Origin of the sequence: Bradyrhizobium semiaridum (genome assembly GCF_020329505.1) — a bacterium.
Classification (GTDB): Bacteria; Pseudomonadota; Alphaproteobacteria; order Rhizobiales; family Xanthobacteraceae; genus Bradyrhizobium; species Bradyrhizobium semiaridum.
The window spans coordinates 59,260-73,021 of record NZ_JAGKJJ010000025.1 but is presented as its reverse complement, the minus strand read 5'-3'; the positions used below and the strand labels follow the sequence as shown (position 1 = coordinate 73,021).

Below are 13,762 nucleotides of genomic sequence, written 5' to 3'. Positions count from 1 at the left end.
TTTGACCTATTGGCGGGCTGGCGGACCGATCAGGCCGCCCTTGCCGTAACCAGGACGTCATCGGCCGGAACCAGAACGTCGCTGCCGAGCAGGAAGCCGCGGCAGCCGCGCAGCGAGCGCAGCGCACGGTTGAAGTCGATCCCGGTCGAAACCAGCGCGCGCAGCGTGCGCGGATTGCGCACGATGCCGCGCAGCACCTTGCGCAGGTCGATATCGCCATTCGGCTTTACCGCGGATTTCGCCAGTTCGGGCAGCGCACGGTCGGCGGGATCGCTGATGACGCGCAGCGCGGCAAACGGAATGCCCGCATTGGCGGCATAGGCAGCCGCAATATGGCTCTCCATGTCGACCGCGGCAGCGCCCGTGATCGACCGCAGAGCGGCCTTGCAGGCCTTCGCCGCGATCACCTGCTCGACACCGGCGAGGCCACCACGAACGATCCTGCGGCGCTTCAGCGCGGCGCTGGCGATCATCTCCTCGTTCAGTGCGGATGCCGCCAGGAACCTGGTGTCGCCGGCCGTCACCTCGGTCGCGACCACGACGTCGCCGGACTTCAGCGCCGGGTCGAGCCCGCCGGCCACGCCGAACGAAATCACGCCGCGGAATGTCGTCGGATCGAGCGTCGCGAGCAGCGCACGGAGCTGCTGCGGATCGCTGGAACTGCAGATCACAATCATGCCGGGACCCGCCGCGATGCGGGCCTCCTGCACCAATCCAGTCACAATCAACACCGGCCGAGGATCAATTCTGCTGCCCACGGTCTCGGCGGCCCCCGCCCCCAAAATCACATCCCGACCCCTACCACCCTGCTATTGGTGCTTCTCAGATTCCGATACCGCGCCAGTGCCCAGAGCGGAAAGAATTTCGAGTAGCCATGATATCGCAAGTAAAACACCCGCGGAAACCCCGTAGCGGTGTATCGCTGCTCGTCCCACAGTCCTTTTTCCGTCTGTGTTGCCTTTAGGTACTCCACCCCCCGCGCAACAGCCGGATTCTCGACCTCTCCGGCCGCCATCAAGCCAAGCAAGGCCCATGCCGTTTGCGAGGCTGTGGATGGCGCGACCTCGTAACCCTTGTAATCGAGCCGGTAACTGACGGCGTCCTCGCCCCAGCCGCCGTCCTGATTCTGGACCGACACCAGCCAGTCCACCGCCTTGCGAATCATCGGATCGTTGCGATCGATCCCTGCGACATTCAGCGCGGAAAGCACCGACCAGGTGCCGTAGATGTAATTCAGCCCCCAGCGGCCGTACCAGGAGCCCTCGGCGAGCTGGGTGCGGCGCAGATAGGCGACACCGTCGGCCACCGCCTTGCTGCTCTCGGCGGTCTCGCCGAGCTGGCCCAGCATCGAGATACAGCGCGCGGTGACGTCCTCGGTCGGCGGATCGAGCAGCGCGCCGTGATCGGAGAACGGAATGTTGTTGAGGTAGTATTCGAGGTTGTTGGCGTCGAACGCGGCCCAGCCGCCGTCGCGGCTTTGCAGGCCCTCGATCCACTCGCGGCCGCGCGCGATCGCGTCATCGTAGTCCTTGGTTCCGGTCTGGCGCCGCGCGCGGTCCATCGCCATCACGACGACAGCTGTATCGTCGAGATCGGGATAGTGATCGTTGTTGTACTGGAACGCCCAGCCGCCGGGGCGAACGTCCGGCGCCTTCACCGCCCAGTCGCCCTTCAGCTCCAGCACCTGGCGCGGCTTCAGCCAGTCGAGGCCCTGCTTGGCCTTGGCGAAGCTATCGTCGCCACCGGCCTCCTGCAGCGCGTGGCAGGTCAGCGCGGTGTCCCACACCGGCGAGACGCAGGGCTGGCAATAGGCTTCGTGCTCGCCGACCACGAGCAGCTTGTCGAGCCCGCGGCGGGTGGCGGCGCGCGGCGGATAGTTCTCGTCCTTGCCGAGCGCGTCGTACATCATGACGATGTTGGCCATCGGCGGATAGATCGCGCCCATGCCGTCCTCGCCGTTCAGCCGCTCTTCGGTGAAGGCGAGCGCGGCGTCGATCGCGCGCTGGCGCAGGCGCTTCGGGAACATCGGCTCGATCACGCGCAGCACAGCATCGAGCGAGCGGAACAGATAGAACCAGCTCGCGCTCTGATGCGGCGCCTTCGGCGCCATGCGCACCGACTTCGGATCCTCGAGGAACAGCTCGTCGATGCCGACGCCCTTCGGGTTCTTGGCGCGCGGCTTCAGCGCGGCCAGCACCATCAGCGGCACCATCGTGGTGCGCGCCCAGTAGGAGATCTTGTTGATGTGGAACGGCGACCACATCGGCAGCAGCATGATCTCGACCGGCAGCACCGGCGTGGCGCGCCAGGTCACGACGCCGTAGAGCGCGAGCAGGAAGCGGGTGAAGACGTTGCTGCCCGACGCGCCGCCGCGCGAGCGGATCGCCTCGCGTGCCCGCACCATGTGCGGTGCGTCGACGGAATCACCGATCATCTTCAGCGCGAAGTACGACTTGACGCTGGCGCTCATGTCGAACGGGCCGTCATGCACCAGCGGCCAGCCGCCATGCGCGCCCTGCACCCGGCGCAGATAGTTGCCGAGCTTGGCTTCGAGCACGGTGTCGATGGGCTCGGCGAGATAGTGGCGCAGCAGGATGTACTCGGCCGGAATCGTGCTGTCGGCCTCGAGCTCGAACACCCAATGTCCGTCGGGCTGGCGGTAGCCGAGCAGCGCTTCGGTCGCCTTTGAGATGCTGTTCTGCAGGGCGACCGGGTCGACTGTCGCGACGCGATCGACTGTTACGCTGTCGTCTCTCGAAAGCATGTCGCTCGATATCCTCTTCATCGCGGGCCGGCCTCAGGAGCGCGGTACCGCAGCAACAGGTCAAATTGAGCGTCTGGCAAGAACCAGATCGGCGGCGCGATCACCCGACCGCACCGATCCCTCGATGGTTGCCGGCAACCCGGTAGCAGTCCAGTCGCCGGCAAGAAACAGGTTTTTCTGCGCGGTTTCGGGCCCCGGACGCAGCGCATTCTGTTCCGGCGTCGCCTCGAATGTGGCACGGCGCTCGCGCACGATCTGCCACGGCGGCAGATCGCCCGACACGCCCGACGCCTTGCAGACGTCGCACCAGATCGCCAGCGCCAGTTCCTCGCGCGGCATGTCGACCAGGCGGTCGCCGTTGCTGATCGTCACCGACAGCCGCTGCGGGAACGCGAACAGCCATTCCACGAGACCGCCGACGACACCCAGGATCGGCGGCGCATCGCGCGGCGGATCGATGCGGAAATGCGCATTGACGATGGCACGGAACTTGGTCGGCGTCTTCAGGCCCGGCAGCAGCGCGGCGGCGCCACGCGGCGGCACCGCGAGCACGACGGCATCGCCGTCCGCCAGGGCAATCTTGTCGCCGCCGCCGAAGTCGAGCTCGCTGACGCGATCGCCCGACATGGTGAAGGCGCGCAGCTCGTGACCAAGCTGGACGCTGTTGCCGCGCTCCTGCAAGAGCTTTACCGCCGGCTCGATCAGGACCGAGCTCAAGCCGTCGCGCGCGATCAGCGGACGGCAGGCCTGTCCGCCCGCGAGCAGCGTCTCGCGCACGATCGCGCCCGCAAGCCCGGCCGAACCCTCCGGCGGATCGACATTGAGCGCGGCGAGCAGCAGCGGCTGCACCAGGCGGTCATACAGCGTCCCCTTGCAGGGAATGGTGTTGCCGACCAGCGCCTCGGTGCCGGCCCAGGCCAGCGGCGCCAATGCGAGGTAATCGCGCAGGCTGGTGTCGGGGACGCGGCGCGCCTCGTCGAACACCCAGAGCGGCAGGCGCGAGTCGCCGAGATCGAGCTGCCAGCGCTGGCCGCTCGACAGATCGACGAACGGAAACTGCGCGCGCTTCGGCCCGATCAGCCCAGCCTCGGTGCCGATCGAGCGCGCATAGCTCAGCGCATGGCGGTTGCCCGACAGCAGCAAATGGTTGCCGTTGTCGATGGTGAGGTTGGTGGCGCCGTCGAAATAGGAGCGACAGCGGCCGCCGGCATACTGCGTCGCCTCGTGGACGGCGACCTTGGTGCCGCCGTTGGCGAGCCGCACGGCGGCGGAGAGGCCGGAAATACCGGCACCGATGATATGAACCGTGTTTTGCATCAGATGATCGCGTAACGAAGAAGAATGCCGATCTTGGCGGCCTTCGACACCTTCACCGGCGCGCGCGGGGCGGCAAAGCCACGCGCGATCAACAGGTCGAGGATCGCCCGGTAGTATTTCGACATGATCCGCGGCGCGCGCACGGCGCGGCGCGAATTGCGCTTCATGATCTCGTCGGACTTCTGGAAGTGCTGCCTGGCACGCTCGGCGAGCGGCGCGCAGACCTTCGGCAGCGCGCGATCGGCGGTGACGCGCGCCGGATCATTGCTGGTGATGCCGGCGTGCCAGAGCCATTCGCGCGGCAGATACAGCCGGCCGAGGCCGGCATCCTCATCGATGTCGCGCAGGATGTTGGTGAGCTGCAGCGCGCGGCCGAGATGATGCGCAAGCTCGATGCCGTCCTCCTCGGGCAGGCCGAACACGCGCACCGACAGACGGCCGACCGCGCTGGCGACACGATCGCAATAGAGATCGAGCGTCGCGAGATCGGGCGCGCGGATGTCCTGCGGCACGTCCATCTCCATGCCGTCGATGATCGCGATGAAATCCTCGCGCTTGAGACCGAAGGTCTGCACCGAGGCGACGTAGTCCTTCAGCCGCTCCGGCGGATTGCCCTGATAGAGCGCATCGACGTCGTCGCGCCACGCCTGCAGCGCTGCGAGGCGCTCCGGACGCGGGCCGTCGGAATCGGCGATGTCGTCGACCTGCCGGCAGAAACTGTAGATCTGGAACATCGCCTCGCGCTGCGCGCGCGGCAGGATGCGCATCGCGGCATAGAACGAACTGCCGGAGGCAGTGCTGCCGTAGTCGCCAGCGTTGGCCGCCGCCTCGACGCTCATGCGCCGGCCGCCGTCTTGGAGACCGTGCGCCGCCCCGTCGCGCGGCGCGCGGTCTCGCCGGCGACACCGCCGAGGCTCTGCAGCAACAGCTCGACAGGATTGAGATGCACGCGCTCGCTGAGCGGATCGCGCACCTTGAGCAGGTTGACGATCTTGTCGGCGAAAGCCTGGATCACGGAGATCTCGAGCCCGAGCCGGAAATCCTTCACCTCGGCGGCAAGCGACTTGCTCTGCTCGAGCAGCGCCTCGGTGCGCACGGCGAGCGCCTGCAGGCAGGTGAGCAGTTGCGGCGGCGACTTCGCCTCGCCCAGCATCTCGGCGGTCGCGCCTGCTGCGGCCAGCGCATCGCGCGGCAGGTAGACTCGATTGAGATTGCGGTAGTCCTTGCCGCAGTCCTGCAAATGGTTGTTGATCTGCAGCCCGGCGCACAGCGCGTCCGAGGCGACCCAGGTCGAGGTATCCTCGCCGTGCACGTCGAGCACGAAGCGCCCGACCGGCATCGCCGAGTACCGGCAGTAGTCGATCACGTCGTCCCACGTCTCGTAGCGCAGCTTGGTGACGTCGAGGCGGAACGCCACCAGCACGTCGAGCGCGTGCCTCGGCGGCATGCCGCGCTCGGCCAAGGCGCGGCGCAGCGTCACGGCCTCCTTCTGGGTCTCGCCATTGCCAAGCAGCTCCGCCTCCATGAGGTCGAGATAGCGCAGCTTCTCCTCGGCGGGCAGCGTGGCGTGATCGGCGATGTCGTCCGCGGTGCGGACGAAGTTATAGAAGGCCAGGATCAGGGCACGATGCCGCGGATGAATGATCCACGACGCGACGGGAAAATTCTCGTCGCGGTGGGTCTTTCCGGATCGCAGGTCGCTCGCGGTAGTCATCGGAGATTTGGGCTACACTGGTCATGGCACGGCGCAGGCGGGGCCTGTCAGGCACGTGCGGGGATTTGCGAGCCCCATATAGGGGAATACGCTCCCAAAACCAATGCTAACTGTGACCGCCAGCATGGCCGGCCCGCGGCCGGCACCGATGCCGATCGCGGGCTTCGCGGCGGTCCTGTTGAGGCCTGAAAGCGGCCTTACTGGCCGTGAGTCTTCAAGACCTGGTCGCAGGCGGCGCTGATCTTGGCGCGGTTCTGCTGCAGGCAGGCAAGGATGGTGAAGTCGCCCTGATCGATCACGGAGCGGCAGTGACGCTGCACGTCGCGGGTGCAGGCCTTCTGTTCGTCGGGCGTGCCGCGGCCCTGCTGCTGCTGAGCGAAGGCGGTGGAGGAAAACGGGACCGACAACAGGGCAAGAGCCAGGACAAATTTACGCATCGTATTCCTTCATTTCCGACAGCAGAAAACCTGACCCCGAAAGCGCTTCGGCATGACCGGGACAGATTTGTTGGGATTTCAAACGCCGCGTAACGCAGCAACGGACCGATGACAAGCACCGCTAAATGCGGCTAAATTTGCGGCGCTGTAAACCCCCACGTAAGTCATTGATCAAAAACAGCGATTCATGTCATCACTTTGCCGTTTATGCCGATTGCGGACCGTGCATGTGCGAAGCTACATGCGATCCTTGGCACCGGTGGTTTTGATTCTGTTCGGTGACCGAAGCTGCGTCGCGAACGCTGTTCGGTCATTTGAACCTAACATACTGCGGTGACACTAAACCTTCGATGCGGCGAGACGTTTTCTTGCGAAAGAAGCGTTGATTTTGATGGGAATGTTACAATGAAACTGTTTGGTTCCGGCCTTTGCAGTCAGGCCCTGAAGGCTGTCGGCGTCGGCGCCGCGCTTCTGCTGTCTGTCTCCGCGGGCCACGCGCAATCGGCCGGGCCGTTCGCCGGTTTTGCCGGCTCGTGGACCGGCTCGGGCACGGTGGCGTTGTCCAACGGCACGACTGAACGCATTCGTTGCAAGGCGGACTACAAGGTCGCTCCCTCCGGCATGAACCTGAAGCAGAACCTGCATTGCGCCAGCGACAGCTACAAGTTCGACCTCACCAGCGACGTCACCAGCCAGGGCGATCGCATCTCCGGCAACTGGAGCGAGGCGAGCCGCAACATCTTCGGCAACCTGCAGGGCACCGCGGGCGGCGGGCGCATCGACGTGTTCGTCGAGGCGGCCGGCTTCGCTGCGAACCTCAATTTGCAGACCAACGGCTCCAAGCAGGTCGTGCAGATCGACTCCAAGGGCGAGATCCGCGGCGTCACCATCACGATGACCAAGACCTGACGCTTTCTCTTGCTCCATGAGCGACAAAAAGGCCCGGTTCCGACCATTCGGAACCGGGCCTTCTGCTGTCGAAGCGATCAGGCCTTTTCGATCGGCGCCGGCTCCCCGGCCTTGCCGCGAAGCTTCTGCGACAGATTGATCAGGAACATCGAGGTCGGCCGCAGAATGAAGAGATCCGCAACCAGCGCTGCGACCATCGAGAACGCGCTGAGCCAGCCGAACAGCCGCAGCGACGGCAGGTCGGAGAACACGGTGACGACGAGGCCGCAGGCCAGCACCACCGTGGTCAGGATCAGCGCGGGCCCGACCAGCACGGTGGCGCGCTCCACCGCGAGCTCCGGCGTGACGCCGGGCCTGGTCTCCAGCCGCAAGCGGTTGAGGAAGTGGATGGTCGCGCTGAGGCCGAGGCCGAACGACACCGTCAGCGCCACCACGCTGGCGAATTGCAGCCCCTCCCCGAGCAGCCACAGCACCGTGCCCGACAGCACCACCGGGAAGATGCCGGGCAGGATGCAGGAGAACATCACCACCACCGAACGGAACGCGAGCCCGATGAAGATCGCGACCAGCAGGAATTCGATGGTGAGGCCGTGGTTCAGTTTCTCGATCATGTTGGCGCTGTTGCGCGCGGCGATCACCGACAGGCCGGTGACCGCGATCTCGTAACCGGGATGCTCGGCGCGCACCTTGTCCAGCGCGTGATCGAGCTTGTTCACCACCGGAAGCAACTGGCTCGAATCGACGTCCGGGACGCGGCCCGACACCACGACCGCGTCCTGATTCTTGTCGATGAAGCGGCGCACCAGGTGCTCCGGAATCAGGTCGACATATTCCTTCAGCGTCGCGACATCGTTGCTGCCGGCCTTTTCGGCGAGCCAGCGCCGCAAGGTTTCCAGCGACCAGACATTGCCGACGCCGGCCGTGTCCTCGACCATCGCATGGACCTGGGCGATTGTCTTCAGGGTCTCCGGCGAATACAGCGATTGGCCCTTTGGGAATTCGATCAGCACATCGACCGGATTGGCGCCGGTCAGCTTGGCATCGAGACGGCTCGAGGCCTCGACCGCCTGCCGCTTGTCCGGCACCTGATCGGCGAGCCGGTAACGCGGCTCGAGGCTGCCATAGATGACGCCGAGCCCGCCGACGACGATCAGCGCGATCAGGCTGAACAGCCCCGGCCGGCCCACCATGCGCACCGCGATCCAATAGCAGAAATTGCGCAGCGCCTGGACGCCGGCGTCGGCGCTCTGGAATTTGACGGCGAAGATCCGCTCATTGCGCACGAACAGGATGCCGAACACCGGCACCAGCGAGAGCACCGCGACCAGCGCGATGATGGTCGCCGCGAGCCCCGCCTCGCCGAATTTGCGGATCAGGTCGGAATCCGAGAACTGCAGCGCGATGAACGAAATGCCGGCAGTGCCGTGGGTCAGCACGCAGGCCGGGCCGACCACCAGCACCGCGTTCTTGAACGCGGTGAACTTGTCCTGCCCCGCGATCAGGCGGTCGCGCGCCGCGAAGGTCAGCTGCATCGAGTCGGAGAAGCTGATCACCATGATGAGCGGCGTCATCACGTTGAGGAACATGTTGAGATTGAAATTGGCCCAGCCGAGACCGCCGAGCGCGAGCAGGATGGCGATCATCGGCGGGAACGCCGCCGCCACCATGAAGGAGATCTTGCGGAAGAAGATGATGGCGATGATGCAGCCGGCGAGGATGCCGAGGATGTTGTAGGTCAGGCCGTCGCGCTCGACCGCGTTGCGGATCTCGAGCTGCATGACCGGCACGCCGGAGAGCTGGGCGTTGAGCCCGCTGGCGGAGAGATCGTCGGCCATCACCTTCCTGATGTCGCCGACCACCTTGGAAAGCTTGCTGCTGCCGACCACCTCGGGATCGAGCGACAGCACGACAAGCGCCAGCGTGCCGTCCTCGGACAGCAGCTTGCCGCGGATGATCTCGTTGCTTTTGACGGTCTCGACGAACTTGTCGTAGGCCGCGCCCTCGGGCAGCTCGTTCGGGAACAGCGCCGCCGGCAGCTTGCCCTTTTCGGGCGCCTGGCGCGCCGAGAACAGCGACACCAGGCCGCGCACCCCCTCGACCAGCTGCAGGTCGGTGACCATGTCGCGCAGCTTCTCGAGATTGTCACGGACCAGCAGCGTCTTGCCTTCGACCACGACGAGGACGTCGAACTCGGTCGCCGGGAAGCGCTTGGTCACCGCCTCGTATTGCTTGTAGTCCTTGGAATCGGAGCGGAATAGCTGCGACAGCGAGTCGTCGATCTTGATCCGGTGGACGCCGAACAGAGCGCCGATCATCAGCAGGACGAGCACGATGCAGGACAGGATTGGCGTCCGCATCGGGATCAGGCCGAGGCGCTCGATTCCGAATGCGATGCTGGGTCCGGAGCGCGGCTCTTCGACTTTCTCGACGTGGACCTGACTTTCGGAATTCTTTTCGAGCATGCCTTGTCCAGTTCTGAAGTCGGCTCAATCTGTTTGGCTGGGTCCTGCGGCGCGAATGCGGCTCATGAGCGCAGCTGATCGGCGCTAGTCCTTGAAAACACGCGAATATTGACCGGCGCCGGTTTTACAGGCCCGCCCCCCTGCTCGCAAGCGCGAGGGCCACGCCGAATCGGCGGGGAACCGGCGAAAAGCGCGGCTAAGTAGCTGATTTGTCACACCCGGGTAGCGCATTTCGGGACGATCCGCCGCCGCTCTCATCTTTCAGTGCGACCCCGGTCATCTGGCGTGCCAGACCCTCGCGTACAAGCCAGGAAATCCTGAACGCGGCCTCCGCATAACTCAGTCCGGCGCGGTGGATGTTGGAGACGCAATTGCGCTCGGCATCGGTGAGGCCGATTCGCGGTGCGAAGGTCAGATAGGCGCCGAGGCTGTCAGGTGCTGACAGACCGGGCCGTTCGCCGATCAGCATCACCAAGATGCGCGGGCCGATGATGGCGCCGATCTCGTCACCGAGCGCGACGCGCGCACCGGATGCGACGATCACCGCATTGGTCTCGATCTTGTCGGCGGCGAGCCGAGGCAGCAGCTCATCCAACAGGTCGACGGCATGCAGATTGACCGCCGCCGGCGACAGCCCGTCGCCGATCACGATGGCGCACGAGCCCGCAGTGACGCCGCTCGCCTCCAGCGTTCGCCGCGAGGCCGGATCGAGCATCCGCCCGAGATCGGGCCGGCGCAGATAGTCGCTCCGGCTGCGCGCCTGGCTCGCCACCTCGACCGGCGTGATGCCGAGATCGCCGAGACCCGCCGCGATGGCGGCGGTGTCGAAGGCGGCATGAACGGCGTCGCGGGCGCGCGCGTGGTCGAGCGTGAATGACAGCAATGCTCCGGTCGGCAGGCTGGCGCCGGCACGGCCGAGGCCGACCCGCGCCGGCGTCAGCGCGCGCAGATCGGCAATCGACGGGGACGATGACAATCGTGACGGTGGTTTCGACATGCTGTTATTCGGCGGGCACCGATGCCTCGCGCAGCCGGAGCGAATAGTTCGACGCATTCTGCCGGCCGCTGGAGGCCGCGCGTGCGAAGGTGATCAGATGATGCGCGACCAGCGTCGCCCCGATCAGGCCCTCGATATCGCCGCGCTTGAGCCGCCCGAGCGCGAACTTCCAGAACACGCGCCTGTAGTCGCCGAGCACGCCGACCTTCCAGAAGATGTTGCGCAGCATGATGAGGCCGCGGCGGATGTTGGCCCAGGTCTTCATCTCCGGGCTGACCGGCACCTTGATGCGGTTGGCATAGGTGTAGTCGCATTGATGCTGGTAGCGCGCGAACAGTTTTGCGGGCTCGTAGGCGATCTCCATGCACTTGCGCCACGAGCTGACGACGTCCTCATAGGGCAGCAGGAATTGCACGTTGGAGTCGCGGCTCTCGTCGTCGATCAGCCGCCCGGCCCTTTCCAGCCGATCCCACAGCGGCGTCTTCGGCAGCGCCTGCAGCAGATTGATGGTGAGCAGCGGAATGCGCGACTCGTCGACGAAGGACAGCAGCGCGTCGCCGGTCTCGGGCTTGTCGGTGTCGAGCCCCATGATGATGCCCGAGACCACCTCCATGCCGTAGGAATTGATGGTGCGCACGCCCTCGAGGATCGGAACCATCATGTTCTGATCCTTGTGCATCGCCTTGAGCGCGTCGGGATCCGGCGTCTCGATGCCGACGAAGATGGTGACGAAAAAGGCCTCGCGCATCTTCTCCAGGATCTCGGGGCGCTTGGCGATGTTGAGCGTCGCCTCGCAGGCGAGACGGGTGACGTAGCCGGTCCGCTTCTGCCACGCGATCAGGTGCGGCAGCAGCTCGACGGCGGCCTTGCGGTTGCCGATGAAATTGTCGTCGACGAAATAGACCGTATCTGTCATGCCGCAGGCGCGCAGCTTGTCGAGCTCGGCGATGATCTGCTGCGGCGATTTCAGCCGCGGATTGCGGCCATAGAGGCCGGGGATGTCGCAGAACTCGCACTGATAGGGGCAGCCGGAGGAGAACTGGATGCTGCCGAGGAAATACTTCTTGGTCTCGGCGAGCTCATAGGCCGGCAGCGGGAAATCCGTCATCGGCAGGCGGTCGAGCGTTTTCAGCACCACCTGCTCACCCGGACGGGTGACGTCCTCCGCCAACCGCCTGATCAACTCGTCGGTGGCGTCGCCGAGCTCGCCGACATGGAGGTAGTCGAATGAGGGATAGTAGTCTGGGCAGGCGCTGACCGAGGGACCACCGATCGCAACCGGAAGGTCATGGTCATGCGCGCGGCGGCAGATGTCGTTCATCTGCTGGCGCTGGATATGCATACCGCTGACGAACACCGCATCCGCCCACTCGAAATCCGCCGCTGTGGCTGGACGCAGATTCTCGTCGATGAAACGGACCTGCCAGGTCTCGGGCAGATAGGCGGCGATCAGCAGCAGCCCCTGCGGCGGCATGAACGCCTTGACGCCGTCGGTGAGCGGATAGGAGTGCTCGAAGGTGCCAAAGGAGGACGTATAGCGCGGAAACACGCAGAGGATACGCCGGACCGTTTCAATGCCTTGAGCTCTCATCAAACGTCCCCGAAGCACCACCAAATCTAACCACGGCGCGGGACGCTGGGCCAGAAATTCTTCAAGATTGTGGCACTGCTTAACGTCACAACGACGAGATGGTTGCCAGGGTCTCACTGTGGCCCGGCGCCAGCAGCCTGGAGGCAAATTCCGGCAACCGCTCCGCATCGGCGACAGGGCGGAAATCCTGCCCGGCCAACCCTGCGCGCGCCAGCCAGTCGTCGAATTCGGGCGCCCGCTTCAGGCCGAACAGGTCGCGGACATAGAGCGCGTCGTGAAACGACGTCGACTGATAGTTCAACATAACGTCATCGGCGCCCGGCACGCCCATGATGAAGTTGGCGCCGGCGGCCGCGAGCAGCGTCAGCAGCGTGTCCATGTCGTCCTGGTCGGCTTCGGCGTGATTGGTGTAGCAGATGTCGACACCGATCGGCAGGCCGAGCAGCTTGCCGCAGAAATGATCCTCCAGGCCGGCTCGGACGATTTCCTTGCCGTCGTAGAGGTACTCCGGACCGATGAAGCCGACCACGCTGTTGACGAGCAGCGGATCGAAGGCGCGCGCCACCGCATAGGCGCGGGCCTCGCAGGTCTGCTGGTCGACCTGATGGTGCGCATTGGCAGACAGCGCGGAGCCCTGCCCGGTCTCGAAATACATCACGTTGTCGCCGACCGTGCCGCGCTCCAGCGACAGCCCCGCTTCGCGTGCCTCCCGCAACAACGAAAGGTCGACGCCGAAGCTGCGGTTCGCGGCCTCGGTGCCGGCGATCGACTGGAACACGAGGTCGACCGGCAGCCCCTGCCCGATCAGGCCGAGCGTGGTCGTGACATGGGTCAGCACGCAGCTCTGCGTCGGAATCTGCAGCCGCGTGATGATGTCGTCGAGCAGCCGCAGCAGGGTCGCAATCGCGTTGGGATCATCGCTGGCCGGGTTGATGCCGATGCAGGCGTCGCCCGATCCGAGCAGCAGCCCGTCGAGGATCGAAGCGGTGATGCCCTTGGCATCGTCGAAGGGATGGTTGGGCTGCAGCCGCGTGCTCATCCGCCCGCGCAGGCCGATGGTGTTGCGGAAGCGCGCCGTCACTTCGCACTTCTTCGCCGCCAGGATCAGGTCCTGGTTGCGCATCAGCTTCGACACGGCAGCGATCATCTCCGGCGTGACGCCGCGCGAAATCTTCCTCAAGCTCTCGCCGGTGGCGGCGTCCGACAGCAGCCAGTCGCGCAAGCCGCCGACGGTGAGCGAGGACAGCGGCACGAATCCCGCGACGTCGTGGCTATCGAGAATGAGCCGCGTGACTTCGTCGTCCTCATAGGGGATCACCGGCTCGTCGAGGAACTGCTTGAGCGGAACGTCTGCCAGCGCCAGCCGCGCCGCGATCATCTCTTCGGCGCTGCCGGCGGCAATGCCGGCCAACCGGTCGCCGGAGCGCGGCGGGCTCGCCTTGGCGAGCAGGTCGCGCAGGCCATCAAACACGTAGCTGGTGGCATCGACAGTGTGACGATAGACCATGGGGAAAGTTCGGATCGAAATGGGCGGGGTGCGCCCGTGCAGTCTAGCACTTCTTTGCGAACGC

General features: G+C 65.3%; 11 protein-coding genes. 1 reads left to right on the top strand and 10 read right to left on the bottom strand.

Translation table 11 applies throughout. The annotated features are described in order from the left end of the window. Window positions 1-29: 29 nt before the first annotated feature. The 6 genes from J6500_RS24825 to J6500_RS24800 all read right to left on the bottom strand — a co-directional run bounded on the left by J6500_RS24825 (window position 30) and on the right by J6500_RS24800 (window position 6,232). Window positions 30-788 carry a phosphorylase gene (locus J6500_RS24825; RefSeq protein WP_376707854.1) on the bottom strand — a complete coding sequence of 253 codons (759 nt, stop codon included), beginning with the start codon at window positions 786-788 and terminating at the stop codon, window positions 30-32. Further along, window positions 785-2,764: a squalene--hopene cyclase gene (shc, locus tag J6500_RS24820; RefSeq protein WP_225715325.1), complete on the bottom strand. Its 1,980-nt coding sequence runs from the start codon at window positions 2,762-2,764 to the stop codon at window positions 785-787. Before shc ends, J6500_RS24825 begins: the two co-directional genes overlap by 4 nt. Window positions 2,765-2,824: 60 nt before the next feature. Then, a complete protein-coding gene (hpnE, locus tag J6500_RS24815) occupies window positions 2,825-4,081 on the bottom strand; it encodes a hydroxysqualene dehydroxylase HpnE (RefSeq protein WP_225715324.1) in 1,257 nt (418 codons plus the stop codon). Continuing rightward, window positions 4,081-4,920, bottom strand: coding sequence for a presqualene diphosphate synthase HpnD (hpnD, locus tag J6500_RS24810; protein ID WP_225715323.1), 840 nt, complete (start codon window positions 4,918-4,920; stop codon window positions 4,081-4,083). Before hpnD ends, hpnE begins: the two co-directional genes overlap by 1 nt. Then, window positions 4,917-5,795 (bottom strand): squalene synthase HpnC, encoded by an 879-nt coding sequence (gene hpnC, locus J6500_RS24805; protein ID WP_225715322.1) that lies wholly within the window; start codon window positions 5,793-5,795, stop codon window positions 4,917-4,919. Before hpnC ends, hpnD begins: the two co-directional genes overlap by 4 nt. A gap of 197 nt (window positions 5,796-5,992) precedes the next feature. After that, on the bottom strand, window positions 5,993-6,232 hold the full coding sequence (locus J6500_RS24800) for a cysteine rich repeat-containing protein (RefSeq protein ID WP_225715321.1): 240 nt from the start codon (window positions 6,230-6,232) through the stop codon (window positions 5,993-5,995). Between the two features lie 405 nt (window positions 6,233-6,637). Between J6500_RS24800 and J6500_RS24795 the strand changes: the two genes are divergently transcribed. Continuing rightward, complete coding sequence (locus J6500_RS24795; RefSeq protein ID WP_225715320.1) at window positions 6,638-7,141, top strand: hypothetical protein; 504 nt, start codon at window positions 6,638-6,640, stop codon at window positions 7,139-7,141. 77 nt (window positions 7,142-7,218) lie between these two features. Here the strand turns inward: J6500_RS24795 and J6500_RS24790 are convergent, their stop codons facing one another. From J6500_RS24790 to J6500_RS24775, 4 genes are all read right to left on the bottom strand, one after another. Beyond that, window positions 7,219-9,603 carry an efflux RND transporter permease subunit gene (locus J6500_RS24790; protein ID WP_225715319.1) on the bottom strand — a complete coding sequence of 795 codons (2,385 nt, stop codon included), beginning with the start codon at window positions 9,601-9,603 and terminating at the stop codon, window positions 7,219-7,221. A 196-nt stretch (window positions 9,604-9,799) separates the two neighbouring features. Next, a complete protein-coding gene (gene eutC, locus J6500_RS24785) occupies window positions 9,800-10,600 on the bottom strand; it encodes an ethanolamine ammonia-lyase subunit EutC (protein ID WP_225715318.1) in 801 nt (266 codons plus the stop codon). Window positions 10,601-10,604: 4 nt separating this feature from the next. Next, window positions 10,605-12,191 (bottom strand): B12-binding domain-containing radical SAM protein, encoded by a 1,587-nt coding sequence (locus J6500_RS24780; protein ID WP_225715317.1) that lies wholly within the window; start codon window positions 12,189-12,191, stop codon window positions 10,605-10,607. An 85-nt stretch (window positions 12,192-12,276) separates the two neighbouring features. Continuing rightward, window positions 12,277-13,698 carry an ethanolamine ammonia-lyase subunit EutB gene (locus tag J6500_RS24775; protein ID WP_225715316.1) on the bottom strand — a complete coding sequence of 474 codons (1,422 nt, stop codon included), beginning with the start codon at window positions 13,696-13,698 and terminating at the stop codon, window positions 12,277-12,279. Between the last annotated feature and the right edge of the window lie 64 nt (window positions 13,699-13,762).

Excerpts from the sequence above, each read along its gene's own strand:
- hpnD (WP_225715323.1), bottom strand. The coding sequence starts at position 4,920 with ATGAGCGTCGAGGCGGCGGCCAACGCTGGCGACTACGGCAGCACTGCC.
- J6500_RS24800 (WP_225715321.1), bottom strand. The coding sequence starts at position 6,232 with ATGCGTAAATTTGTCCTGGCTCTTGCCCTGTTGTCGGTCCCGTTTTCC.
- J6500_RS24780 (WP_225715317.1), bottom strand. The coding sequence starts at position 12,191 with ATGAGAGCTCAAGGCATTGAAACGGTCCGGCGTATCCTCTGCGTGTTT.
- J6500_RS24775 (WP_225715316.1), bottom strand. The coding sequence starts at position 13,698 with ATGGTCTATCGTCACACTGTCGATGCCACCAGCTACGTGTTTGATGGC.
- J6500_RS24790 (WP_225715319.1), bottom strand. The coding sequence starts at position 9,603 with ATGCTCGAAAAGAATTCCGAAAGTCAGGTCCACGTCGAGAAAGTCGAA.
- hpnE (WP_225715324.1), bottom strand. The coding sequence starts at position 4,081 with ATGCAAAACACGGTTCATATCATCGGTGCCGGTATTTCCGGCCTCTCC.
- J6500_RS24795 (WP_225715320.1), top strand. The coding sequence starts at position 6,638 with ATGAAACTGTTTGGTTCCGGCCTTTGCAGTCAGGCCCTGAAGGCTGTC.
- eutC (WP_225715318.1), bottom strand. The coding sequence starts at position 10,600 with ATGTCGAAACCACCGTCACGATTGTCATCGTCCCCGTCGATTGCCGAT.
- hpnC (WP_225715322.1), bottom strand. The coding sequence starts at position 5,795 with ATGACTACCGCGAGCGACCTGCGATCCGGAAAGACCCACCGCGACGAG.
- shc (WP_225715325.1), bottom strand. The coding sequence starts at position 2,764 with ATGCTTTCGAGAGACGACAGCGTAACAGTCGATCGCGTCGCGACAGTC.